At 65.2% G+C, this 21,835-nt stretch carries 25 protein-coding genes; 16 read left to right on the top strand and 9 right to left on the bottom strand.

Features of this window, described 5'->3' with window-relative positions; translation table 11 throughout:
• Positions 1–23 precede the first annotated feature (23 nt).
• Both hydA and ACTG4X_RS15410 read left to right on the top strand, forming a co-directional pair.
• The gene (gene hydA, locus ACTG4X_RS15415; RefSeq protein ID WP_354337898.1) at positions 24–1,436 is read left to right on the top strand and encodes a dihydropyrimidinase; all 1,413 of its coding nucleotides are present in this window, start codon (positions 24–26) and stop codon (positions 1,434–1,436) included.
• On the top strand, positions 1,405–1,695 hold the full coding sequence (locus tag ACTG4X_RS15410; protein WP_354337897.1) for an FmdB family zinc ribbon protein: 291 nt from the start codon (positions 1,405–1,407) through the stop codon (positions 1,693–1,695). The genes hydA and ACTG4X_RS15410 overlap by 32 nt, the downstream gene beginning before the upstream one ends.
• A gap of 61 nt (positions 1,696–1,756) precedes the next feature.
• Here the strand turns inward: ACTG4X_RS15410 and ACTG4X_RS15405 are convergent, their stop codons facing one another.
• The 4 genes from ACTG4X_RS15405 to ACTG4X_RS15390 are packed head-to-tail and all read right to left on the bottom strand — an operon-like array spanning position 1,757 to position 5,300.
• Positions 1,757–2,509, bottom strand: a complete 753-nt coding sequence (locus ACTG4X_RS15405; protein WP_440534218.1) for a LamB/YcsF family protein — start codon at positions 2,507–2,509, stop codon at positions 1,757–1,759.
• Positions 2,510–2,560: 51 nt separating this feature from the next.
• On the bottom strand, positions 2,561–3,574 hold the full coding sequence (locus ACTG4X_RS15400) for a biotin-dependent carboxyltransferase family protein (RefSeq protein WP_354337896.1): 1,014 nt from the start codon (positions 3,572–3,574) through the stop codon (positions 2,561–2,563).
• A complete protein-coding gene (gene pxpB / locus ACTG4X_RS15395; protein ID WP_440534217.1) occupies positions 3,571–4,323 on the bottom strand; it encodes a 5-oxoprolinase subunit PxpB in 753 nt (250 codons plus the stop codon). Before pxpB ends, ACTG4X_RS15400 begins: the two co-directional genes overlap by 4 nt.
• Positions 4,324–4,370: 47 nt before the next feature.
• Entirely contained in the window at positions 4,371–5,300 is a 930-nt protein-coding gene (locus ACTG4X_RS15390; RefSeq protein ID WP_093051958.1) for a LysR family transcriptional regulator, read from the bottom strand.
• A 169-nt stretch (positions 5,301–5,469) separates the two neighbouring features.
• Between ACTG4X_RS15390 and ACTG4X_RS15385 the strand changes: the two genes are divergently transcribed.
• From ACTG4X_RS15385 to ACTG4X_RS15355, 7 genes are read left to right on the top strand one after another with little or no spacing between them, the layout of a single operon-like run.
• Positions 5,470–6,258 (top strand): putative hydro-lyase, encoded by a 789-nt coding sequence (locus ACTG4X_RS15385; protein ID WP_093176740.1) that lies wholly within the window; start codon positions 5,470–5,472, stop codon positions 6,256–6,258.
• A 59-nt stretch (positions 6,259–6,317) separates the two neighbouring features.
• On the top strand, positions 6,318–7,565 hold the full coding sequence (locus ACTG4X_RS15380) for an ABC transporter substrate-binding protein (RefSeq protein WP_093051963.1): 1,248 nt from the start codon (positions 6,318–6,320) through the stop codon (positions 7,563–7,565).
• Positions 7,562–8,440 carry a branched-chain amino acid ABC transporter permease gene (locus tag ACTG4X_RS15375; RefSeq protein ID WP_093051966.1) on the top strand — a complete coding sequence of 293 codons (879 nt, stop codon included), beginning with the start codon at positions 7,562–7,564 and terminating at the stop codon, positions 8,438–8,440. The genes ACTG4X_RS15380 and ACTG4X_RS15375 overlap by 4 nt, the downstream gene beginning before the upstream one ends.
• On the top strand, positions 8,440–9,483 hold the full coding sequence (locus ACTG4X_RS15370; protein ID WP_440534216.1) for a branched-chain amino acid ABC transporter permease: 1,044 nt from the start codon (positions 8,440–8,442) through the stop codon (positions 9,481–9,483). Before ACTG4X_RS15375 ends, ACTG4X_RS15370 begins: the two co-directional genes overlap by 1 nt.
• Entirely contained in the window at positions 9,480–10,211 is a 732-nt protein-coding gene (locus tag ACTG4X_RS15365; RefSeq protein WP_258349771.1) for an ABC transporter ATP-binding protein, read from the top strand. The genes ACTG4X_RS15370 and ACTG4X_RS15365 overlap by 4 nt, the downstream gene beginning before the upstream one ends.
• Positions 10,201–10,908 carry an ABC transporter ATP-binding protein gene (locus tag ACTG4X_RS15360; RefSeq protein ID WP_093051974.1) on the top strand — a complete coding sequence of 236 codons (708 nt, stop codon included), beginning with the start codon at positions 10,201–10,203 and terminating at the stop codon, positions 10,906–10,908. The genes ACTG4X_RS15365 and ACTG4X_RS15360 overlap by 11 nt, the downstream gene beginning before the upstream one ends.
• A 31-nt stretch (positions 10,909–10,939) precedes the next feature.
• A complete protein-coding gene (locus ACTG4X_RS15355) occupies positions 10,940–11,926 on the top strand; it encodes a TRAP transporter substrate-binding protein (protein WP_093176737.1) in 987 nt (328 codons plus the stop codon).
• Here ACTG4X_RS15355 and ACTG4X_RS15350 read toward each other — a convergent pair.
• Positions 11,908–12,828, bottom strand: coding sequence for a LysR substrate-binding domain-containing protein (locus ACTG4X_RS15350; protein WP_440534215.1), 921 nt, complete (start codon positions 12,826–12,828; stop codon positions 11,908–11,910). The genes ACTG4X_RS15355 and ACTG4X_RS15350 overlap by 19 nt on opposite strands.
• Positions 12,829–12,898: 70 nt before the next feature.
• Here ACTG4X_RS15350 and ACTG4X_RS15345 point away from each other — a divergent pair, with 70 nt between their 5' ends.
• Genes ACTG4X_RS15345 through ACTG4X_RS15325 form a run of 5 tightly spaced genes read left to right on the top strand, consistent with a single transcriptional unit; the run spans position 12,899 to position 16,604 of the window.
• Positions 12,899–13,738, top strand: a complete 840-nt coding sequence (locus ACTG4X_RS15345) for an amidohydrolase family protein (protein WP_440534214.1) — start codon at positions 12,899–12,901, stop codon at positions 13,736–13,738.
• Entirely contained in the window at positions 13,735–14,535 is an 801-nt protein-coding gene (locus ACTG4X_RS15340; RefSeq protein WP_440534213.1) for an SDR family NAD(P)-dependent oxidoreductase, read from the top strand. Before ACTG4X_RS15345 ends, ACTG4X_RS15340 begins: the two co-directional genes overlap by 4 nt.
• Before the next feature lie 34 nt (positions 14,536–14,569).
• Positions 14,570–15,529, top strand: a complete 960-nt coding sequence (locus ACTG4X_RS15335) for a Bug family tripartite tricarboxylate transporter substrate binding protein (RefSeq protein WP_440534212.1) — start codon at positions 14,570–14,572, stop codon at positions 15,527–15,529.
• Entirely contained in the window at positions 15,529–16,056 is a 528-nt protein-coding gene (locus ACTG4X_RS15330) for a carboxymuconolactone decarboxylase family protein (RefSeq protein ID WP_440534211.1), read from the top strand. The genes ACTG4X_RS15335 and ACTG4X_RS15330 overlap by 1 nt, the downstream gene beginning before the upstream one ends.
• Before the next feature lie 14 nt (positions 16,057–16,070).
• The gene (locus ACTG4X_RS15325) at positions 16,071–16,604 is read left to right on the top strand and encodes a hypothetical protein (protein ID WP_440534210.1); all 534 of its coding nucleotides are present in this window, start codon (positions 16,071–16,073) and stop codon (positions 16,602–16,604) included.
• A gap of 22 nt (positions 16,605–16,626) precedes the next feature.
• Here the strand turns inward: ACTG4X_RS15325 and ACTG4X_RS15320 are convergent, their stop codons facing one another.
• Entirely contained in the window at positions 16,627–17,280 is a 654-nt protein-coding gene (locus ACTG4X_RS15320; protein ID WP_440534209.1) for a hypothetical protein, read from the bottom strand.
• Between the two features lie 510 nt (positions 17,281–17,790).
• Between ACTG4X_RS15320 and ACTG4X_RS15315 the strand changes: the two genes are divergently transcribed.
• Both ACTG4X_RS15315 and ACTG4X_RS15310 read left to right on the top strand, forming a co-directional pair.
• A complete protein-coding gene (locus tag ACTG4X_RS15315; RefSeq protein ID WP_440534208.1) occupies positions 17,791–18,363 on the top strand; it encodes a tetratricopeptide repeat protein in 573 nt (190 codons plus the stop codon).
• 520 nt (positions 18,364–18,883) lie between these two features.
• Complete coding sequence (locus ACTG4X_RS15310) at positions 18,884–19,225, top strand: RcnB family protein (protein WP_440534207.1); 342 nt, start codon at positions 18,884–18,886, stop codon at positions 19,223–19,225.
• A gap of 119 nt (positions 19,226–19,344) precedes the next feature.
• Here the strand turns inward: ACTG4X_RS15310 and ACTG4X_RS15305 are convergent, their stop codons facing one another.
• From ACTG4X_RS15305 to ACTG4X_RS15295, 3 genes are read right to left on the bottom strand one after another with little or no spacing between them, the layout of a single operon-like run.
• Positions 19,345–19,956, bottom strand: a complete 612-nt coding sequence (locus tag ACTG4X_RS15305) for an alkylhydroperoxidase domain protein (RefSeq protein WP_354337883.1) — start codon at positions 19,954–19,956, stop codon at positions 19,345–19,347.
• 13 nt (positions 19,957–19,969) lie between these two features.
• Positions 19,970–20,620 carry a CMD domain protein gene (locus tag ACTG4X_RS15300; RefSeq protein ID WP_440534206.1) on the bottom strand — a complete coding sequence of 217 codons (651 nt, stop codon included), beginning with the start codon at positions 20,618–20,620 and terminating at the stop codon, positions 19,970–19,972.
• Positions 20,621–20,630: 10 nt separating this feature from the next.
• A complete protein-coding gene (locus ACTG4X_RS15295) occupies positions 20,631–21,704 on the bottom strand; it encodes a putative FMN-dependent luciferase-like monooxygenase (protein ID WP_440534205.1) in 1,074 nt (357 codons plus the stop codon).
• Positions 21,705–21,835: the final 131 nt, after the last annotated feature.

Genomic DNA, 21,835 nt, shown 5'->3' with positions numbered 1-21,835 from the left:
GCCGACCAAGGAGAGCCCCGCCCATGACCCGCAAGATCATCCGCAACGGCCGCATCGTCACGGCCGTGGACGACTACACCGCCGACCTGCTGATCGACGATGGCTGCATCGTCGCCATTGGCCGCGCACTCGATGTCGGAGCCGACGTCGAGGTCATCGACGCCGCCGGCATGCTGGTGCTGCCCGGCGGGGTGGATTGCCACACCCACATGGACAACACCTTCGGCGACTCGACCACCTGCGACAGCTTCGAGTCGGGCACGCGTTCGGCCGCTTTCGGGGGCACCACGACGATCGTGGACTTCGCCTTCCAGCGCAAGGGCGTGGGCGTGCTCGAGGCCATCGAGCGGGCCCGGGTGAAGGGCGCCGACGGGGCCTGCATCGACTACGGCTTCCATGTCATCGTGACCGGCGTGGACGACCAGGCGCTGGCCGACATGCAGCACGCAATCAGGCATGAAGGAGTCTCGAGCTTCAAGATGTTCATGGCCTACCCGGGTTCGGTGATGGTCGACGACGCGGCCATCTTCCAGGCCATGCGCATGGTCGGGCAGCACGGCGGCATGATCGCGCTGCACGCCGAGAACGGGACCATCATCGAACTCCTCATCAAGGAGGCGCTCGCGCAGGGGCACACCGCACCCAAGTACCACGCGCTCACACGGCCGGCGATCATGGAGGGCGAAGCCACGCACCGCGGCATCAAGCTCGCCGAGCTCGCCGACGCGCCCGTGTACTTCGTCCATCTCTCGGCCAGGGAAGCGCTCAAGCATGTGGTCGAGGCCCGGGACATGGGGGTGCCGGTGTTTGCCGAAACCTGTCCGCACTATCTGTTCTTCGACGACAGCGCCTACGACAGCGAAGACTTCGATCTGGCGCGCTACGTGATGAGTCCGCCGCTTCGCTCCAAGGAGTCGCAGCAGGCCTTGTGGACCGCACTGCGCACCGACGACCTGCAGCTGGTCTCGACCGACCATTGCCCCTTCTGCATGAAGGAAGGGCACCTGGGGCGCGTGAACCAGAAGCCGTACGGCCGCAATGATTTCTCGAAGATCCCCAACGGCGTACCCGGCGTGGAAACACGCATGGCGACGCTCTACGACGGCGGCGTGCGCGCCGGCCGCATCTCGCTCAACCGCTTCGTCGAGCTGGTGTCCACGGCGCCCTCGAAGCTGTTCGGACTGTTTCCGCAAAAGGGCACGATCGCCGTCGGCAGCGATGCCGACCTGGTGATCTTCGACCCCGATGCGCCGCACGTCATCTCGGCGAAGACGCAGCACGGCAACTGCGATTTCACGCTGTTCGAAGGCCGGGGCGTAACGGGACAGGTTAAGAAAGTGCTGTTGCGCGGCGAACTCATCGTCGACGGCGACCGATGGCTCGGCAAGAGCGGCAGCGGCCGCTATGTGGCGCGTGGTGAATCGGGCGGCTGGTAACTCCGTGCCCACCTACGACTACGCCTGCCCGCGCTGCGGACCATTCGTCGAACGGCGGCCGATGGCCCTGTTCGACAGGCCGGCGCCCTGCCCCGCATGCGGATCGGAGTCCGGCCGCGTGCTGAGCGTGCCGGCTTCACTGGGTGGGCAGCGAAGCGGCGAAAAGTTGCGGCATGCTGCGGCGCAGAGCGACGGTTCGAGCTATCGGCGACTCCGGCAGAGTGGCGCTTGCGCCTGCTGTCCGCGAGCCGGTGCCTGAACCTCCAGGCGGGACCAGGCAGGCCGCGCCGATCGCAGCAAGGGCGTGCAGTCGAAAACGCTCAGGTCCGCGCGATGGCATTGCCGTCGGCCAGCAACGCCTCGCGGATTCGCCGGGCAAACACGACGGCGCCGGGCTGGTCGCCGTGAAGGCAAAGGGTGTCGGCGGTCACCGGCACGTCCACGCCGTTCACGGAGCGAACGACACCCTCGAGCACCATGCGCCGCACCTGTGCGATGGCCTGCTCGACGTCTTCGATCATGGCGCCCGGCTGCGAGCGCGGCGTCAACGTGCCGTCGTCCTGGTAGCTGCGGTCTGCGAAGACCTCGGAGCACACCGCCAGGCCCTTGTCGCGCGCGGCCTGGGCCATGTTCCTGTTCGCCACGAAGAGCTGCAGCGTCGGATCGAAATCGAACACCGCCTGCGCCACCGCTTCGGCGAGCGCCGGCTGCCGCACGGTCATGTTGTAGAGAGCGCCGTGGGTCTTCACGTGGTGCAGCGATGCGCCCTGGGACCGCGCAAAGCCCTGCAGCGCGCCGACCTGGTAGATCACCAGCGCATAGACCTCGGCCGGCGACATGTCCATCGCGCGTCGTCCGAAGCCCTGGCGGTCCGGCAGGCCGGGATGGGCGCCCAGCGCCACGCCGTTGGCAATGGCCGCACGCACGGTCTTCAGCATGGTGTCGGGGTCGCTCGCATGAAAGCCGCAGGCGATGTTCGCGGAGGTCACGTGCGGGAGGATCTCGAGGTCCTGCCCCATGACCCAGGGGCCGAAGCTCTCGCCCATGTCGCAGTTGATGTCGATCGATGGCATGGCTGTGTTTCCTTGTTCCTTGTAAGTGGGCGCGTGCGGCTCGATGCGGGCTCAGGCGAGCGCATGCGCGGCCATCTCCCGCACCAGCGCCAGCCGGTCTTCGAGATCGAGCCATGCCTGCTCGGCCGCCTGCTGGGCCACCGGAGTGAAGCGGATGGACGCACCCGGAAGCGCCTGGGCCAGGCGCGGGAGGTCGGCGCTCGCGACATAGGCGATCTTGGGATAGCCGCCTGCGCTTTGGCGGTCGGCCATCAGTACGATCGGCTGGCCGTCGGGCGGCACTTGCACCGTGCCGAAACTCGTGGCCTCCGAAATCATCTCCAGCGGCTGCGTGAGCTGCAGGCCGGGGCCTTCGAGTCGGTAGCCCATGCGGTTGGATCGCGACGAGATCGCGAAGGGCTGGCTGACAAAACGCTCTCTCGCCTCGGCAGAGAAGGCGTTCCACTGCGGCCCCGGTATGAAGCGAACGCCTTCGGGCGATCCGTCCGGCAGTTCGGTGCCGATGCGCGCTGCCGCCACGAACGGCAAGCCGCTCTGCACCAGGATGCGCTCGAGCGCCAGCGTGGGCGCATCCGGATCCGACGCAGCGAGTGGCACCCGGTCGCTCTTGCGCAACGCCCGCCCCTCGTGACCGCCGAAGTTTCCGGGCAGATACGTGCTGCGACTGCCGAGCACGGGCGTCGTCGCGAAGCCGCCGCGCACCGCCAGGTACATCCGGGCGCCGCTGCTGCGCTCGCCGAAAGCCAGCGTCACGCCGCGGCGCAACAGCACGGCACAACCCATGGGAACGGGCCGGTCCCCTGCGGTGATGCGGACCTGCGCACCGCAGACGGCCAGCAGCGTGTCCCGGGTGAATTGAACGGCGGGGCCGGTCAGCGTGCACTCGAGCACGGCCGCATCGTCGGCGTTGCCGACCAGCATGTTGGCAGCCCGGTGCGACCACTCGTCCATGGCACCGGTCACCGGAACGCCATGGTGCTGATGGCCCAGGCGCCCCAGGTCCTGCACCACCGAGAACATGCCCGGTTGCAGAACCTGCATGTGCGCGAACGAGCTCCTGGTCATGACCTGGGCTCCTGCATCTGCGCGAATTGCGAAGGCGAGATCGGATGGAAGCGCACCCGGGCGCCGGGCTGCATCCGCGTTGGCGGGGTCTTCGTCACATCGAACATGCTCCACGGGGTACGGGCGATCACGTTCCAGCCGCCGGGCAGCGCCGTCTGGTAGATGGACGTGATGCCGTTGGCGATGGCGACCGACCCTGCCTCCACCAGCAGGCGCGGCGTCGCGCGGCGCGGAACCTTCAGCCGGGGATCGACCGGACCGAAGAACGGGTTGCCCGGAGAGAAGAAATAGACGTAGAGCGACATCGGCGCCGCGGAATGCAGACCGACGACTTCCTCGGCCGTCAGGCCGCAGCGCCGGGCCACGTCCTCCAGGTCGGGGCCGTATTCGCCGCCATAGCAGGCGGGGATGTCGATCACCTGGTCGTTCACTGGCAGCGTGGGAATATCACCGCCCAGCAGCCGCTCGATGCGCCGTGCCAACTGAAGGGACGCCGCCCCCTGGCGTCGCGCGAATGCGAGCGGCTGATAGTGCAGGGCCACGGTCGTGAATGCGGGCACCACATCGAACACGCCGGGCAGGTTTGCCGATGACAGGTATGCAGCGACGTTCTGCACGGTGCGACTGGTCTCTGCACCGACCTGATCGCCCAGACGCACCAGGAGGCATCGATCGCCCACCGGTTCGATTTGCCAGCCCGTGAGACGGTGCGCAGAGCCGCTGGCCCGACCGGGAGGAATCGCCGGCATTGCATCTTGCATGTTGGTTGAAGGTATTTTCAAGTTTGGTATGCCAGTCAGCCGAGGTGCTGCACCCACTGGGTGCCGCAACGCCTGCAATACGCCTTGCACGCCTGTCGCGCGATGTCGGCGGTGCGCAGCACGATGGGCGTCGCATTGGACTGGTGCGAGAGCGCCACGCCGAGTGAGGGTGGCGCGGGCAACGGCAGCACCACGAGCTCGCCGCGTTCGATGTGTTCCCTGACCAGCAAGCCGGGGATGATGCCGACACCGACGCCTTCCCGCACCAGCGACACCAATGCCGCCAGCGACGGTGAACCGGAGATGCGCAGATCGCCCTGCGCCATGCCCTGGCGCGCCGCGAGCTGCTGCGCGAGATTGACCGCGGCGATGTGTGGTGTCGTACCGCGCACCTGCGTCAGCAACTGGTGCGAGAGTGTCTTGCGCAGTGCGTCGCGCTTGGGGATGAGCCCGCGCCTGGCGACCCAGTGGATCGGCAACGACATCAGGTCTTCCATGACCGAATAACTGCTGCCGACCTCGTTGCTCACCCGCAGGATGAAGTCCAGGGTGCCCCGCATCAACTGGTCGGCCAGATCCACGGTGAGGTCGACCGTGAGATCGACTTCGACCTGCGGCAGTTGGGTCCGCATCGCTTTCATGAAGTCGGGCAACCATGTGTGCACGGCCGTCTCGAGCACGCCGACGCGGATGCGGCCGCCGATCGCGCTGCCGCTTGCCGCAGCAGCCTGGATGGCGCGCGTTGCCTCCAGCACACCTTCGGCATGGCGCAGCAGGCGCGCGCCATCCGGCGTGATGCGCATGGTCTTGTGGTCGTAGTCGAACAGCGTGACGCCCAGTTCCTCCTCGAGACTGCGCACACGCATCGAGATGGTCCCGGGCGTGGCATTGAGGTGCTCCGCCACGCGGCGCACGCTGCAGATGCGGGCCAGCATCACGAAGGTCTCGATGAATTTGGTGTTCACTTGCTCCTGATCCAGTGCGCGAGCGCACTACGTTGCAGCCTCATTCCCCGGTGTGGGGCGTGCGCTGTTCAATTTCTCTGAACAGTGCCCGCGCAAATTCCTCGATGGACGCGGTGCACTGCGATTTCTACAGTAAGCAAATTCCTTGCTCACTTCCCTTGAGAACCCGATGAACTCCACGATCTGGATGAATCCTGACGATCTGCGCCGCGAGATTCGGGAAGGCCGCTTCAGGGGCCCGACCGCAGGCCACAGCCCCGGCTATACACAGGGAAACCTGGCGATCCTGCCGCGCGAATTCTCCGAAGAATTCCTGCGCTTTTGCCGCCTCAATCCGAAGGCCTGCCCGGTGATCGGCGTCAGCGAGCCCGGCGACTGGCGCGTGCCCGAACTCGGCGAGGTAGACCTGCGCACCGATGCACCGGCCTACTGCGTCTTCCGCGACGGCGAGCCGGCCGGCGAAGTGCTCGACCTGCGCGAACTGTGGACCGACGACATGGTCGGCTTCGTCATCGGATGCTCGATGTCCTTCGAAGAAGCCTTGCTGGAGGCCGGACTGCCGATACGCCACATCGAGCAGGCCACCACGGTGCCGATGTACGACACCAGCATCGCCAACGTCCCGAGCGGCCGCTTCGGCGGCACGATGGTCGTGAGCATGCGGCCGATGACGCCGCAGCAGGCCATCCGGGCGATCCAGATCACATCGCGCTTTCCTGGCGTGCACGGCGCGCCGGTGCATTTCGGCGACCCGGCGGCCATCGGCATCCGGGATATCGAGCAGCCCGACTACGGCGAGCGCTCCGAGATCCGGCCCGGCGAAGTGCCCGTGTTCTGGGCCTGCGGCGTGACACCGCAACGCGCAATTCGCACAGCGCGCCCGAAACTTGCAATCACCCACAAGCCTGGGCAGATGCTGGTCTCGGACGTCCGCAACAGCCACCTCGCGGTGTTCTGACTTTTCATCGCCTTCACGCTTCCTCCCCGATTCACCCCTGCAGTACCGGAGATTCATTTATGAAACGCAGACAAGCCCTCATTGGCATTGCCGGCACCGTGGCATTGAACGGCGCCTTCACCCAGGCCCTGGCCCAGAAAGGCGAGGTCGTCATCGGTGTGATCTACCCGTTGACGGGGTCCAGCGCGCAGGTCGGCGTGGACAGCAAGCACGCGATCGACACCGCACTGGAAATCATCAACACCGCCAGCACGCTCGACCTGCCGGGTGCCCGGAATGCCGGCCTTGCAGGCCTGGGGAACGCAAAGGTGCGGGTGGTCTACGCCGACCACCAGGGCGACCCGCAAAAAGGCCGCTCCGAGGCTGAACGCCTGATCACGCAGGAAAACGTCTGCACCATCGTGGGTGCATTCCACTCGGCCGTCTCCGCCACGGTGAGCGCCACCTGCGAGCGCTACGAGGTGCCCTATCTCTGCGCCGACTCGTCTTCCCCGAGCCTGAGCCGGCGCGGCCTGAAGTACTTCTTTCGCACCTCGGCGCATGACGAGATGTTCAGCGAGGCCATGTTCGACTTCATGGATGCGATGAAGGGCAAGGGCAAGCCGATCGGCAGCGTCGGCATCTTCTACGAAGACACCATCTTCGGCACGGACTCGTCCGCCGTGCAGCGCAAGCTGGCCAACGAGCGGGGCTACAAGATCGCCTGCGACATCAAGTACCGCGCCAACTCGCCCTCGCTGAGCGCCGAGGCACAGCAGATCAAGACGGCCAACCCCGACGTCCTGCTGCCCTCCAGCTACACCAGCGACGCAATCCTGCTGACCAATGCGATGGCGTCGATCGGCTACAAGCCAAAGAACCTCGTGACGCAAGCGGCCGGCTATATCGAGAAGCCCACGCTCGAATCGGTGGGCGACAAGCTCCAGGGCATGATCTCGCGCGCCAGCTTCTCCGCCGACATGGGCGACAAGCGGCCGTCGGCCAAGGCCGTGAACGACATGTTCAAGGCGCGCGCCGGACGCGACCTCAACGACCAGACCTCGCGGGTGTTCACCGCGATGATGGTGCTGGCGGAGGCCATAGACCGCGCCAGATCGGTCGAGCCGAAGAAGATCCGCGAAGCGCTGGTCGCCACCGACATTCCCGGCGAGAAAACCATCATGCCGTGGAAGCGCGTGAAGTTCGACGCCACGGGCCAGAACACATTTGCCAGCCCCGTGCTGATCCAGTTCAAGGCAGGCAAGTTCTCGACGGTGTTTCCGTTCGAAGTCGCAACCGCGACGCCGGTCTGGCCGATGAACCCATGACCGCCTCCGCCCTGCCGCAGATCCTGGCCACCGGCTTGCTGATGGGGCTGATCTATGCCCTCATCGCCGCCGGCCTCTCGCTCATCTTCGGGCTGATGGACGTGGTGAACTTCGCCCATGGCGAGTTCCTCATGCTCGCCATGTACGCGACCTTCGGCTTCGCGGTGTTCGCGCACCTCGATCCGGTGCTCTCGCTGCCGCTGGTGGCGGCCGTCATGTTCATCGTCGGCGCGAGCGTCTATGCGGGCGTGGTGCGGCATGCGATGCGCTCCAAGGTCAACACGGGCATGGTCCAGATCTTCTCCACCTTCGGCCTGGCGACGCTGATCCAGGGCGGTGCGCAGTTCTTCTTCACGCCGGACTTCCGCAATGTCGACCACACCTGGCTCAGCGCGAAGACGCTCGACCTCGGCGGCATCTTCCTGCCCTGGTCGCAGATCTTCGGTGGCCTCATCTCACTGGTCGCCTTCGGCGGCCTGTACCTGATGATGACGCGCACCGACTTCGGCCGGGCGCTGGAGGCCACGCGCGAGGACAAGGGCGCGGTCGCGCTGGTCGGCATCGACAGCAACCGCGTGTTCGCGCTCGGCTGGGGCCTGGGTGCGGCGCTGGTCGGCGTGGCAGGCGCGGTACTCGCGACCTCGTACGCCATTCATCCCCAGGTGGGAGCCGGCTTTGCGACCATCGCCTACATCACTGTCGCGCTCGGCGGTTTCGGCAGCGTATTCGGCGCGCTCGTCGCGGGCATCGTCGTCGGGCTGGTCGAAGCCCTCACTGCCAACATCCTGCCGCCGGCCATGAAATCGATGGGTATCTACGCGCTCTATCTGGTCGTCATCTTTCTTCGCCCGCAGGGGCTGTTCGGGAAGCTTTGATGTCCATCCCATCTTCCCCTGCGGCTGTGCCGTCTTCTTCGTCTTCTTCGTCTTCTTTGCTGGCCGGCGTCACCCGGCATCGGCGCCGCCAGCTCATCGAGGCGGTGGTGGTGTTCGCACTCATCGCCCTGCTGCCCCTGCTGGTGAAGAACGCCTACCTGCGCAACGTGATCGTGCTGACGCTGATGTACGCCGCCCTCGCCCAGAGCTGGAACGTCCTCGGCGGCTACTGCGGCCAGATCTCGCTCGGGCACGCGCTGTACTTCGGCGTTGGTGCGTATGCGGTCAGCAAGCTCTATGTGAGCTACGGCGTGCTGCCCTGGTTCGGCATGCTCGCCGGTGGCGGACTGGCGGTGTTGCTGGCCCTGGCGCTCGGCTACGGCACCTTCCGGCTGAAGGGCCACTACTTCTCGATCGCGACCCTGGTGATTGCCGAGATGGGGCTGCTGATCGTCCACAACTGGGACTGGCTCGGCGGCGCCACGGGCATCCAATGGCCCTTCGGCCCTGACAGCTGGGCCACGCTGCAGTTTGCGCGCGACAAGACGCCCTACATCTTCTTCGCGCTCGGGCTGCTCGTCGTGACCTGGCTGCTGACCTTCTTCATCGAAGGCTCGAAATGGGGCTACTGGTGGCGCGCCGTGAAGGACCACCCCGAAGCTGCCGAAAGCCTCGGCGTGACCGTGTTCCGGTCCAAGATGGCGGCCGCCGCGCTGTCGGCCTTCTTCACCGCGATTGGCGGCGGCTTCTATGCGGCCTTCGTGTCCTACGTCGATCCCGACAGCGTGATGCACTTCAGGTTCTCGCTGCTGATGGTGCTGCCCGTGGTACTCGGCGGCATCGGCACGCTGTGGGGGCCGATCCTCGGCGCTGCGATCCTCGTGCCGCTGTCGGAGTTCACGCGCAGCTACGTCGGCGGCTCCGGTGGCGGCCTCGACCTGATGCTGTACGGCGGCCTCGTCATGGCGGTTGCGCTGCTCAAGCCCGAAGGGCTGATCAAGCTGTTCGCCAGGAAGACCCGGATCCGGGAGGCTGCACGATGAGCATCGACATTCTTCTGGAGACGATCGACGTCACGCGCCGCTTCGGCGGCCTCGTCGCGAACCGGGACGTGAGCATCCGCGTGCACCGGGGCGAGATCCTCGGGCTGATCGGGCCCAACGGCGCGGGCAAGTCGACCCTGTTCAACCTGATCGCCGGCGCCTATCTGCCGACCTCGGGCAGCATCCGCTTCGACGGCCGCGACATCACCGAACTGCCGGCCACGCGGCGCTGTGCGCTCGGCATTGCGCGCACCTACCAGGTCCCGCGCTCCTTCGATTCCATGACGGTGCTGGAGAACGTGATGGTCGGCGGCTTCGTGCGCCACGCCTCGTCGAAGGCGGCTCGCCTGGCCGCACTGCAGGTGCTCGACTTCACCGGCCTCTCGCGCACGGCCGGCACCCTCACCGGCGAACTCACGCCGCCCGAGAAGCGCCGCCTGGAGGTTGCGCGGGCGCTGGCCACCGAACCCAAGCTGCTGCTGCTCGACGAAGTGCTCACGGGCCTCACGCCGAGCGAGGCGCAACTGGGCGTCGAGCTGATCCGGCGCGTGCGCGACGCGGGCATCACCGTGGTCATGGTCGAGCATGTGATGCAGATCGTGATGCCGCTGGTCGACCGCGCCATCGTCCTCAACCTCGGCACCGTCCTTGCCAGCGGCAGCCCCGCCGACGTCGTGCGCGACCCGGCGGTGATCTCCGCCTACCTTGGAACGCGCCATGCTGCTTGAAGTCAATGGCCTGACCACGGCTTATGCCGGCATGGTCGCCATCGCCGATATTTCGGTGTCCGTGAACGAGGGCGAGATCGTCGTCGTCGCCGGTGCCAACGGTGCCGGCAAGTCGACCCTGCTCCAGTCGATTGCCGGGCTGGTCAAGACGCAGTCGGGCCAGGTCCGCTTCGCCGGCGAGGCCATCGATGCCCTGCCCGGCCACCAGATCGCCGCACGCGGGCTGGCGTTCGTTCCCGAAAGCCGGCGGCTGTTTCCGCGCCTGTCGGTGGAAGATAACCTGCGCCTGGGCAGCTACCTGCATCGCAAGAAGGCAGACCGCGACGCACCGCTGGCCCAGGTGTTCACGCTGTTTCCGCGCTTGAAGGAGCGCCTGAAGCAACGGGCGGAGACGCTGTCGGGTGGCGAGCAGCAGATGCTGGCCATCGGCCGCGCCTTGATGACGCGGCCGCGTCTTCTGATGCTGGATGAACCCTCGCAAGGAATCATGCCCAAGCTGGTCGACGAAATCTTCGAGGCCGTCCTGACGATTCGCAAGGCTGGCGTGACCGTGCTTCTGGTCGAGCAGCGCCTGGCTGAAAGCCTGGAGATCGCGGAGCGTGCCTACGTGCTGCAGACAGGCCGACTGATGCTGTCAGGCAAGGCAGCCGAGGTGCGCGACAACCCCGAAGTACGTCGCGTGTATCTGGGCATGTGACCCTTCTTCGCAGCATCAACCGAGGCCATTCATGAACCATCGAGTCACTCGTCGTACCTTTACCCTGCTGGCGTGCGGCGCGGGGGCTCTTTCCACTGCACGCGGTGCAACCGTTTGGCGGATCGCAACGGGATACCCGCTGGAGAACTTTCACACGGCCAATCTCATTGCGATGGCCAAGGATGTTGAGCTCGCGACGCAGGGGCAGCTTCATATCGACGTCTATCCCAAGAACTCCCTGTATGCGCTGAACGCCATTCAGTCCGCCGTGCAGGACGGAAAAGTCGAAGCTGGCGAAGTCATCATGAGCAGTCTTGTCGCCGACCTTCCGATCGCGGGCGCAGATTCGGTTCCATTCATCACCGACAGCTATGCCGATGCACTTCGGCTCTGGCGAATTCAGCGTCCCCTGATCGAGAAAGCCTTCGCAAGTCGGGGACTTGAGGTTCTGTATGCCGTGCCGTGGCCACCGCAAGGCTTGTACTCGACCCGACCGCTTGGCGGATTGGGGGACATGCGTGGCATGCGAATGCGCACGTTCAACGCAAACACTGCAAAGATCGCAACGCTCATGGGCACCGAAGCCGTCGATGTTCCAGCTACCGAACTCAACAAGGCACTCGCTGATGGACGCATCGACTGCATGATGACGTCCGCCGTGACTGGAGTGGAAAGCCGTGCATGGCAGTCCATGCACTACTTCTACGAAATCAATGCGTTCTTTCCCAAGAACATTGTGTTTGCCAACAAGAAGGCATGGGACGCCATTGGCGCCCCGTTGCGCGAGGCATTGAAGAACGCGAGCGCAGCGGCAGAACTTCGCGGATGGTCCAACAGCGCATCGGTTGCCGCTCAGTCCCTGGAAGAATTGAAGCGAAGCGGCATGAAGATCGAATCACCTTCCTATTTGTTCGGCCGAGACGTCAAGCGTCTCGGGGAACGTTTTTCGCTGGATTGGGTGAAGCAAGTAGGCGTATCCGCCAACGATGTCTTCATTCCCTATTTCGACAAGCGATAGATATCTCCCGGATCCGTCTCGCGACGCCGGAAATCCAGCTCCTGAAGAACTTCTGCCGTGCCGCGGACAAGACGGGTGGCCGGACGCGCGGTCGGTGTCGCAAGCACCAATGCATTCCAGATGCTGGGCGGCCCGATCGGCGCCCGCGGCAATGCCTCGCCGCCGGGTGCGCCGAGGGCGCTCTCCGGAAGAATCGTGCACCCGACCCCGGTTGCAACGAGCGCAAGCACGGTGTGGACAGCTCCCACCTCCGCAAGCACCTGGAGCTCGATGCGACGCGGGCCAAGGACGGAGTCGAGCAGGTGCCGGATTGCGTTTGGCGCGCTGGGCAACACCATCGGGTAGTTCGCGAGTGCCGCCAGTCCGACACGTGCTGGCAGCTTGCTCTTGGGCGGTGCGACCAGCAATAGTTTTTCGCGCATCAAGGGCTGAAAGCTCAGCTGGGGCGAAGCGGCGGGATCGAACAGCAGCGCCAGATCCAGCCGCCCCGCGATCAGGGATTCGCGCAGTGAGACGCTCAGGCCTTCGAGGATGGTGATGACGGCGCGCGGAAACCTCTCCCGGAACTGCTGGATCAGGGGCGTGCTCAGGCCCAGGGCCACCCGCGGCGGCATGCCGACCACGATACGGCCGCCGGGACTCTCATCCAGTTCCTGCAATTCGTCGCGGGCACGGCGGGAGATGTCCAGCATCGCGCGTGCGTGAACGAGCAGCGCAACGCCTGCATCCGTCGTGGTCACGCCGCGTCCGGTTCTCACCAGCAAGCGTTGCCCGAGATCTGCCTCCAGCAAGGCGATCTGCCTGCTCAAGCTGGGCTGCGCCAGGTTGAGCGCCACTGCGCCGCGGCTGAAGCTCCCCGCATCGACCACGGTGACGAAATACAGAAGCTGGCGCAATTCCATAGGAATTCAGCATAGCTGATATAGGCATGTTGTCCTTACGCCGGTGGCTATCGGTGGGGAAACTGCCTGCATGACCTTCCCCCTTCCCCCAGGCGCCTGCAACGCCCACTGTCATGTGTTCGGGCCCGGCGCGCGCTTTCCTTACGCCCCGGACGCCGCCTTCATTCCCGAAACAGATGCGCCCAAGGAAGCCCTGTATGCGCTGAACGACCGCCTTGGCCTGCAACGCTGCGTGGTCGTGCAGTCGACCTGCCACGGCTTCGACAACCGCGCCGCCGAGGACGCCGTTGCGTCGCGGCCCTCGAGCTACCGGGCGATCGCCCTGCTGCCGACCGACGTCGACGACGCAGAACTCGAGCGGCTCCACGCCGCAGGCTTTCGTGGCGTCCGCTTCAACTTCATGGGCCACCTCGGCCGGCACGCGGACATGGAGGACGTCCTGTCGTTGGCGGGCCGCTTCGCGCCGCTTGGCTGGCATCTGCAGATTCACGGCGATCCCGCGCTGCTCACGGACCTAGCGCCCGCACTGCGTCGCTCGCCCACGCCGGTGGTGATCGACCACATCGGGCGCATCGATGCGGCGTTGGGTCTTGACCAGCCGGACTTCCGGGCGCTGCTGCGGCTGATGGCGGATGAGCGTTTCTGGGTCAAGGTGAGCGGCATGGACCGCATCACACGGCTGGGCCCGCCCTACGCCGACGCCCAGTCCTTTGCCCGAACGCTGGTCGCCGAGTTCGGCGACCGGGTCGTATGGGGCAACGATTGGCCGCACCCGAACCACGCCGGCCCCATTCCCGACGAGCAGCAACTCGTCGACCTCATTGCCGAGATCGCCCCTACGGAATCTGCGCTCCATGCGCTGCTGGTCGGCAATCCGGAACGCCTCTATCAGTTTGGAGACAGGCCATGAGCCTCCGATTCGAGAACAAGATCGCCATCGTGACCGGCGCCGGTTGCGTCGGCGCCGGCTGGGGCAATGGCCGCGCCATCGCCGTGCGCCTCGCCCAGGAGGGCGCCAGGGTCCTGGCGGTCGATCGCGACCGTGCCCGGCTCGACGAGACGCTCGAGCTGGCCGGCGACGTCCGCGCGTCGATCACGCCATGGGTCTGCGACGTCACGAACAGCGAGAGCGTGGCGGCCATGGCGGCCGCGTGCCTGGACGCGTACGGGACCGTCGACGTCCTCGTCAACAACGTGGGAGGGTCCGCAGCGGGCGGGCCGGTGGAACTGCCCGAAGAGACATGGGATCTGCAGGTCGACACCAACCTCAAGAGCGTGTTCCTGACCTGCAAGCATGTGCTTCCCACGATGCTGGCGAAAGGCGCGGGTTCGATCGTCAACATCTCTTCGACTTCCGGCCTGCGCTGGACCGGCAGCGCGCAGGTGGCGTACGCCGCGACCAAGGCCGGCGTCATCCAGATGTCGCGCGTGATCGCGGTCCAGCACGCGGCCAAGGGTGTCCGGGTCAACAGCGTCGTGCCAGGGCAACTGCACACGCCGATGGTCGAAACACGCCTGGCGAAGCAGCGCGCAGGCGGTGATGTCGACGCACTGCTGGCCCAGCGCCAGAAACGCATTCCACTCGGCTTCATGGGCGACGGCCGGGACACGGCGAGCGCGGTACTGTTCCTGGCCAGCGACGAGGCACGATTCATCACCGGCACAGAACTGATCGTCGACGGCGGCATGACCGCGCGCTGCGACTGAGATTCGAGTTACCCAAAAAAAGACGGAGACATTCATGACCATCCAACGCATCCTGCTCGCGGCAGCATTTGCCATGGCGCTGGCGCCCGCTGTCCATGCACAGCCGAAGACGACGCGGATCGTCGTTTCCTTCACCTCCGGGGGACCTGTCGACTCGGTCGCCCGCATCCTCTCCGAACAGCTCGGCAAGGAGCTGGGCCGCACGGTCATCATCGACAACAAGCCCGGCGCCAACGGCGCGATCGGCGCCGTCGATGTCATGAAGTCGGCCCCGGACGGCGGCACGCTGTGGTTCACCAGCGTCGGCGCGGCTGCGATCAATTCTTCGCTGTACGAGAAGCTCCCCTACGACATGCAGCGCGACTTCGCGCCGGTCTCGCTGGTCGTCAACAACGTCGAACTGCTGGTGACCCAGCAGAGCAACCCGGCCAAGGACGCGGCCGATTTCGTGGCAGCAACGAAGAAGCGCGCCGAAGCAACGCCGATGGGCTCCTCCGGCACGGGCAGCATTCCGCATCTGGCAATCGAGCAGTTGGCCGATTCGAGCGGCGCCAGGCTGCTTCATGTCCCCTACAAGGGTGCAGCGCCGGCCATCACGGACCTGATGGGAGGCCAGATCGGCGGATTCTTCGGCGACGTGCCCGGGCTGCTTGGACATCTGCAAGGCGGACGGCTCAAGGCGCTGGGTGTGGCTTCAAGCAAGCGACACCCTTCTTTGCCGGACGTGAAGACTCTGGAAGAGCAAGGCATCAGGGGCGTCGACACCAACAACTGGTATGCGCTGTTTGCGCCTGCGAAGACGCCGCCCGAAATCGTCGAGGCGCTCAGCAAGGCGGTGCGCAACACACTGGCCAACCCGGGCGTGCGCGAGAAGCTGCTGAAGACGGGCACGGAGCCTGCCGGATCCACGCCCCAGGAACTGGCGACCATCCAGAAGCGGGACACCGAGAAGTGGGCGAAGCTGATCCACACCAAGAACATCAAGGCCGAGTGATGACGACCACCCCTGTCCGCGTACCCCTCGTGCAGCCCGGCACACGCCCCGAGCTGGCCGAGATCGAGTCCCGCATCATGGCGCAGCGCGGTCGCGTGTCGCTGCTCTATCAGGTGCTCCTCAACAGCGAACCGATCGCCTCGGGCTGGGAGCGCATGCTCACGGCGGTTCGCAACCAGACTGGCGTACCCGCCGATCTTCGCGAACTGATGATCCTTCGGGTCGCCGTGCTCAACGGCGCCAGCTTCGAGTACGACGCGCACGTGCCGCATGCACAGAAGGCAGGCGTCAGCGCCGAGAAGATCGACGCCGTCCGGCAAGAGGTGCTGCCCGGCGTATTCGCGCCGCTGGAGCGCCTGGTGCTCGAGCTCACGGATGCCATGACCCGCGAGATCGTGGTTGCGGAAGAGCTCATGGGCCGGATCCAGCAGCACTTCGACCCCAAGGGAGTGGTGGAAGTCGTGGCGACAGTGGCGGCTTACAACATGGTGTCGCGCCTGCTGGTTGCTCTGAACGTCGCGCATTGAACGAGGAGCCCGGAATGCAGGATCTATGGCTTCTCAAGTCCGACACATCCATGGCCGAACAGCCGCTCGCGCCGGTCCGAACGCTGCTGCCTGGAGTTCAGCCATGGCAGGCAATGAATGGCGCTTTGGTCTATTTCTACGCGGCAGGGAACACGCCGCCGGTGCTCACGCCCCAGGGTGTTGCCGGCGAGTGGAAACGGCTCGCCTGCTTGCAGGAGGTGCAGGGCGCGTCGGCCGGCCAGGTTGCTTCGCACCACTATGTTGTGGAAACGGACGTGCTTCCCGAGTTCGAGGACGACCTCAACGCCTGGTACGCGCAGGAACACCTGCCCGGACTGGCCGCCGTGCCGGGGACCATCCGGGCGGCCCGGTACATCGACACCGCAGGCTCGCCGCGCTACTACGCCTGCTACGACCTCGCGGGCGCCGAGACCCTGGGCAGCCCCGAGTGGCTGGCCGTGCGTGCAACGCCCTGGAGCTCGCGGGTTCGCCCCGCTTTCCAGAACACGGGGCGAACCATGTTTCGTCGGCTGTCGGCCGCACGCTGAGCACGGCTCGCATCGCCGAAGCCTATCGCGCGGATGGTCTGGCCAGCGTAGCGAGCTTCTTCCTGGCCGCCTCCAAAAGACTGCCCCGTTCGACAGGCAGTGCCGCCTTGGTATCCCCGAGCGCGACGACCTCATGCACGGTGGTCGCGGAAAGCTTCGAGGACAACGGATCGCGCGGCGACATGCCGTTGAGCCTGGTGATCGGGATGACGTGCACCTTGAGGTGGCGGCCCATGGTCTTCGACAACTTCTGACAAGCTGTCGTCATGGTGGCTTCGTCAGGGACCAGCCGGCCATGCACGACCAGCAGTTCCACAGTGCCTTGCGCGTCCTCTCCCAGCACGAACGCGCGCACAACCGAGTCCTTGAACTTGGAACGCAGCATGGCGCGGATAGGTTCTGCCGCGGCGAACGATTTCAGCGCGATGTTCCGCAGCTCGTTGTGGAAGACGAACGAGCGATCGACCTGAACGGTATCGCCCTGGTCTGCCTTCGCCGCCAGCCGCTTCACGATGCCGCTGCGGACGAGATGCTCCACGGTGAGGGCGGTCTCGGCCTCCTCCAGCTTCGCCCGCCGTGCAAGCTCATTCGTCGAGAACTGTTGATCGGGCGCCGCGTACAGGACCGTGAGGAGCTTCTGTACTTCGGGAGAGAAAAGGAAATCCGCGGCACTCATTCTTGCTTTGCTGCTGACACAAAGACCGCATTATCCAAGCGGCATGGAAGCGGGCGACACCGGCGCATCATCTATCGCTGGGGCAGCACCTGAGTATGAGAAGAAAAGTGACAGCGGTCGGCATCGAGGCGGTTTCCCTGAGCGGCTTTTTTCTCCCTGGCCTCTACCAGCGCCGAACCACTGTCGAGAGGCAGTGTGCGCGCCCCCATCGAAGCCAACGTGGAGTCTGTGTGGGAGTTCTGTAAAACGATACCTGCCGTCCTGTGAGGTGCGACCTCGAGGCCTTCGACAAGGTCTCAAGGAGGCCAAAGTAATCCTTTCGAGGAACAATCACAGAAACCAGAAAAGGACTTTTGATTGCCTCATTGAGCATGTCGTTACGCTTGTTCCGGTCATTGCGGCACGATCTGTGTGCCCGACAAAGTCGGCCAATGCATCTGCAGATGCCGGCCGTAGAACTGTTTGCGGACCAGTTGCCGAAGCGACTCGATGAGACAAGGCCCTGAACGCATGCATGCAGACCGCGAAGAAAAACTGGTCGCCGCCCGCAAGGCATACACGGAGGGCCTGCTTTATCTGGCCTTTGATCTCTATCAAGTGCAGGCAGACGAAGGGTATGTCGAAAGCCAGGTTTTTGTCGCCTGGATGTTGTCTCAAGGGGTTGGCTGCGAGAAAGACGAGAGCCAAGCTGCTGCCTACTACGAGCGAGCTGCAGTTCACGGGCATCCGCTGGGCTGCTTCTACTTCGCCCGTTGGTTGACGCGAGCTGGCGAACATGCGAAGGCCCATCGCTTCTATGCGATGGGCGCAGAAAAGCGGCATCTGCCCTCGATGTTTCGTGTCGGCTATTCGTTGGCTCATGGCAAAGGCGTTTCACGCGATCTTCAGCGGTCCTATGAAGTCCTGAAAGAAGCTGCGATGCATGGTCATGCCTTCGCGCTGCGAGAACTGGGTCTTCAAGATCTGCGCGGCAGACGAGGTATTGTTTGGCAGCCTATCGGGCTCGTGGAGATTCTTGCCGCAGTGTGCTGGGGCTTCATGGTCTCCATGGTCAATGACGATTCGGATCTTTTGATCTCCTAGACCTTGCTCTGCCGCACAACAATGCTCACGCGGCCGTGATTCGCGTCGAAGAAGTAGATTAAGGCCCTCTTCCTCCAACCTCGTCGTGAGTCCCGTCGCTACAGTCCTAGCAAGTCATCCATGAGAGATTTTTTTGTGAAGTGGCGAAGGCTCGTTGTGTTCAGCAGCGTGGCGGTAGTTTGGGTCGGAGTTCTTCTCTATTTCGGAGTCTCCCCGGATCGAGCTGGTGAAAAGCGCCGCAACGCTTGCACTGCTCAGTGCAAGCCACTTGTCGGAGTTCTGGAGGGAGAGAAGTACGTCGGACCGAGCTGGAAAACCAACGAAATCAATTCAACGTGCGTTTGTAGATAGTGACTGTGAGGTTCGCCGCGTTGGGGCTGGGAACAGACACCGGGGCTTTGTCGCGGCCTGCAGATCGACCTTGAATCCCCTCCGGGAGACCGGTCAACCGGCACCTCCAAATTTCGGCCCAAGTGGTGGCATAGGCTGAGCCTCCGTTGTTCAAAGGAGCTCAACCAACATGCGATACATCACCCAGAAACTCACCGCGATCTCAATGGCCGCCATCGTTGCCGCATCCACTCTCGGTGGCTGCGTGGTCGCACCAACGCCCGTTGCCACCAATGTGGTCCTGGCGCCTGGCTCGCCTCTGCCACCCGGGTATCAAGGCGAGGTGTATGTCGTGAGCGACTGGCAGTCCAGGGGTCTCTACGCGCCACCGCAGGGCTACGCTTGGCGCTATGTCGACGGGCAATATGTGCTCGTGGCCGTAGCCACCGGAATCATCGCTGCGACTTTCCTCGCTGCATTTTTTGGACATGGCGGCCATGGCGGGCCGGGGCCAGGTTTTGGTCCTCGCTGAAATAGCGCATCTGTTGAATTGCAGGACAGTGAACTTGCTGGACGCACTCCGGGCTTTATGGGCGGCAATGGTCGCCATCGGTCAATTCTTCAACTGGCTCCTGAGCCTGTTGGCGTGACTCAATCTGCTCCGCGCTCCTGCGGCTCGCCCAGCGACAGCATCAGCCGGTTGGCCCAGTTGAAGAACGCCGCGCCGTGGATGACGTCGGCAATCGCGAGGTCGTCCAGGCCTTGCGCACGCAGCTGCTCGATGTGCTCCGCGCCAAACGCAGATGGCGTAGCCGACAACGCAACCGAGGCCGCCACGATCGCATTCCAGCGCTCGCCCAGGTCGGCCTTCACGCCTTCGTCCAGCAGGCGCTGCACATCGTCCGTGCGCTGCGAGAAATGCGAGGCGAAGCGCGCATGCACCGAGGCGCAGTAGATGCAGCCGTTGTAGCGCGAGGCCGCGGCGGCCGAGAGTTCACGCTCGGCGCGCGGCAGGCCGGCTTCGGGGTTGTAGAAGATGTCCTTGTCGGTGCGCGTGCGCGCGCCCAATATGTCCGGGTCGCGCGCCAGCAGGCGGAAGTACGGCGACTTGGCACGCGATGCGTCCACCAGCCCGGCGAAATGCCGCTCGGTCAGTTCGGCCTCGGGCAGCGGTTCGAGCCAGGGCAGCCATTCGAGCTGCGCCTGCGTGAAGGCATTCGGGTGCGTGTTGTGGGGATGGCTCAGAGCCGATTCGGCAGTCATGGTGTTCCTCGGGTCAATCGACAAGGGTGACGGGGCGTTGCGCCAGCGCCCTGAGGCCGGTGACGACACGGATCTGGAATGCCAGGAAGGCCACGAGCTGCGACAGGGTCACGATCTCGGTGCTCGACCACCCCGCATCGAGCAGCGACTGCAGCGCAACCGGGCTTGCATCGCGTGGATGAAAGACCAGCAGGTGCGCATGCGCGAGGCCGGCCGAAAGCCGCTCGCCAAGCACCGGGCGCTGCGCGGCGCCCACCACATACGAAGGGCCAGGGGCATCTTCGGCGCTGAGCGGGCCTGCGGGATAGCGCCCGTACGGCCCTTGCGTGGAACCTCGCTTCGTTTCGATGGCGATGGCCTCTGCCACCCCGGCACGAGCGCCCTGCCCCGCCAGCGCATCGGCATAGAAGCGCGCCACGTCGGCCTGCCCATGCAGTCCGGCGACGAAGGCCGCAACGGCGAACCGGTCTGCGATTTCGAAATGCCCGAACACGGGCGGCGTCGGCGCGAACAGCGAGAGATAACTCTGCTGCGCATGGGTACGCGCCTGCTCGCGCTGCACGCGGATCTGGTCGAGGTGGCTGCCCGGCTCGATGCCGACGAGCCGGTCGATGACATCAGGCACAGCAGACGCAGAAGAAGAAGAAGAAACGGTGGCGTTCATGAAATCCAGCCTAGAGAAGTGCAAGGGATTGAAGGTCCGACACGCTCGCATCGCGCGCCCAGCCGAGGGCCGGCGCGACCACGGTGGCGGTCAGTTCGATGGAGCGCAGGATCGCCTCGTGCGGCGGATCGACCGAATGCACCTGGCAGACCAGGTCGGTCACGCGTGCGAGCGTTCTGTCGGCGCGCAGCGAGGCGATCACGTCGTCGGGCGATCCAACGTGCACGTCGTACGCGGCGATCAATTGTTCGAGCGATGCATCAGGGCCGGCGCGGTCAGCGAGGCCGATCTGTCCCGAAGCGGCAAAGCGGGCCGCCGAGCGGCGCAGACCGATGTCGGCCAGGCGCAGCGCCTCCTTGCGGGTCTCCGCGACGAAGACACTGCGCGAACCCACGATGCGCGGCGTGCTGCCGGGCGGCAATGCAGCCAGGTAGGCATCGACGATCGGGTTCTGGATGTCGGCAAGCGATGCGTCGAGCGCGTGCTCGGGGCGCGGCTGCGTGCGCGAGAGCATCAGGCCGTCGCCGGCCTCCCCCGCTCGCGTGCCGCCGCTCACCGAGAACGTGGCCTGCCAGATGCGGGCCAGCAGCGACGAGCCCGCGGGGTACAGCGTGTCGCCGCCCTGCAGCGGCTTGCCGGCCCACGCTGCGCGCACCGCGGCAAGCTGTCTCGCGAAGATGGCCGAACGGTCGTTGCCATCCAGCCCGAAGGCCGCGAAAGATTCGGGCGTGCCGCCGGTTCCCACGCCCACTTCGAGCCGGCCTTGCGAGAGCAGATCCAGCACGACCGCGTCCTCCGCCACGCGCACGGCGTTTTCCAGCGGCAGCGTGACGATGCCCGTGCCCAGGCGAATGCGCTTCGTGCGCGAGGTCACATAGGCCAGGAAGACGAACGGCGACGGCAGCCCTCCCTCGTGTTCGTGAAAGTGATGCTGCGCCACCCAGGCCGAATCGAAGCCGAAGGCCTCGGCGTGGGCGATCTGCGCAGCGGCGAGACGGTAGCGCTCGGCAGCTGTCGCGTCGTCGAGCAGGCGGCTGAAGAAGCCGAGGCGAAGCTGGCGCGGGGAGTGAGAAGTGCCGGGCATCCGAAGAGAAGAAGGCTGGGTTGTCGAAAGCCTTCGAGTCTTGCCCGTGATGCGGTCCGCAGGGAAATCCGGATTTCGCGCTTGTTTATGCGGTTTGCGTGTATCGCCGCCTGTCCTCGCAGCGGGAGCGC

This window comes from Variovorax sp. YR566 (genome assembly GCF_051992195.1).
GTDB lineage: Bacteria > Pseudomonadota > Gammaproteobacteria > Burkholderiales > Burkholderiaceae_C > Variovorax.
The sequence above is the reverse complement of the archived record's forward strand: the minus strand, read 5'-3'. Positions and strand labels throughout refer to the sequence as shown.

Excerpts from the sequence above, each read along its gene's own strand:
- hydA (WP_354337898.1), top strand. The coding sequence starts at position 24 with ATGACCCGCAAGATCATCCGCAACGGCCGCATCGTCACGGCCGTGGAC.
- ACTG4X_RS15410 (WP_354337897.1), top strand. The coding sequence starts at position 1,405 with ATGTGGCGCGTGGTGAATCGGGCGGCTGGTAACTCCGTGCCCACCTAC.
- ACTG4X_RS15405 (WP_440534218.1), bottom strand. The coding sequence starts at position 2,509 with ATGCCATCGATCGACATCAACTGCGACATGGGCGAGAGCTTCGGCCCC.
- ACTG4X_RS15400 (WP_354337896.1), bottom strand. The coding sequence starts at position 3,574 with ATGACCAGGAGCTCGTTCGCGCACATGCAGGTTCTGCAACCGGGCATG.
- pxpB (WP_440534217.1), bottom strand. The coding sequence starts at position 4,323 with ATGCCGGCGATTCCTCCCGGTCGGGCCAGCGGCTCTGCGCACCGTCTC.
- ACTG4X_RS15385 (WP_093176740.1), top strand. The coding sequence starts at position 5,470 with ATGAACTCCACGATCTGGATGAATCCTGACGATCTGCGCCGCGAGATT.
- ACTG4X_RS15380 (WP_093051963.1), top strand. The coding sequence starts at position 6,318 with ATGAAACGCAGACAAGCCCTCATTGGCATTGCCGGCACCGTGGCATTG.
- ACTG4X_RS15375 (WP_093051966.1), top strand. The coding sequence starts at position 7,562 with ATGACCGCCTCCGCCCTGCCGCAGATCCTGGCCACCGGCTTGCTGATG.
- ACTG4X_RS15370 (WP_440534216.1), top strand. The coding sequence starts at position 8,440 with ATGTCCATCCCATCTTCCCCTGCGGCTGTGCCGTCTTCTTCGTCTTCT.
- ACTG4X_RS15365 (WP_258349771.1), top strand. The coding sequence starts at position 9,480 with ATGAGCATCGACATTCTTCTGGAGACGATCGACGTCACGCGCCGCTTC.
- ACTG4X_RS15360 (WP_093051974.1), top strand. The coding sequence starts at position 10,201 with ATGCTGCTTGAAGTCAATGGCCTGACCACGGCTTATGCCGGCATGGTC.
- ACTG4X_RS15355 (WP_093176737.1), top strand. The coding sequence starts at position 10,940 with ATGAACCATCGAGTCACTCGTCGTACCTTTACCCTGCTGGCGTGCGGC.
- ACTG4X_RS15350 (WP_440534215.1), bottom strand. The coding sequence starts at position 12,828 with ATGGAATTGCGCCAGCTTCTGTATTTCGTCACCGTGGTCGATGCGGGG.
- ACTG4X_RS15345 (WP_440534214.1), top strand. The coding sequence starts at position 12,899 with ATGACCTTCCCCCTTCCCCCAGGCGCCTGCAACGCCCACTGTCATGTG.
- ACTG4X_RS15340 (WP_440534213.1), top strand. The coding sequence starts at position 13,735 with ATGAGCCTCCGATTCGAGAACAAGATCGCCATCGTGACCGGCGCCGGT.
- ACTG4X_RS15335 (WP_440534212.1), top strand. The coding sequence starts at position 14,570 with ATGACCATCCAACGCATCCTGCTCGCGGCAGCATTTGCCATGGCGCTG.
- ACTG4X_RS15330 (WP_440534211.1), top strand. The coding sequence starts at position 15,529 with ATGACGACCACCCCTGTCCGCGTACCCCTCGTGCAGCCCGGCACACGC.
- ACTG4X_RS15325 (WP_440534210.1), top strand. The coding sequence starts at position 16,071 with ATGCAGGATCTATGGCTTCTCAAGTCCGACACATCCATGGCCGAACAG.
- ACTG4X_RS15320 (WP_440534209.1), bottom strand. The coding sequence starts at position 17,280 with ATGAGTGCCGCGGATTTCCTTTTCTCTCCCGAAGTACAGAAGCTCCTC.
- ACTG4X_RS15315 (WP_440534208.1), top strand. The coding sequence starts at position 17,791 with ATGCATGCAGACCGCGAAGAAAAACTGGTCGCCGCCCGCAAGGCATAC.
- ACTG4X_RS15310 (WP_440534207.1), top strand. The coding sequence starts at position 18,884 with ATGCGATACATCACCCAGAAACTCACCGCGATCTCAATGGCCGCCATC.
- ACTG4X_RS15305 (WP_354337883.1), bottom strand. The coding sequence starts at position 19,956 with ATGACTGCCGAATCGGCTCTGAGCCATCCCCACAACACGCACCCGAAT.
- ACTG4X_RS15300 (WP_440534206.1), bottom strand. The coding sequence starts at position 20,620 with ATGAACGCCACCGTTTCTTCTTCTTCTTCTGCGTCTGCTGTGCCTGAT.
- ACTG4X_RS15295 (WP_440534205.1), bottom strand. The coding sequence starts at position 21,704 with ATGCCCGGCACTTCTCACTCCCCGCGCCAGCTTCGCCTCGGCTTCTTC.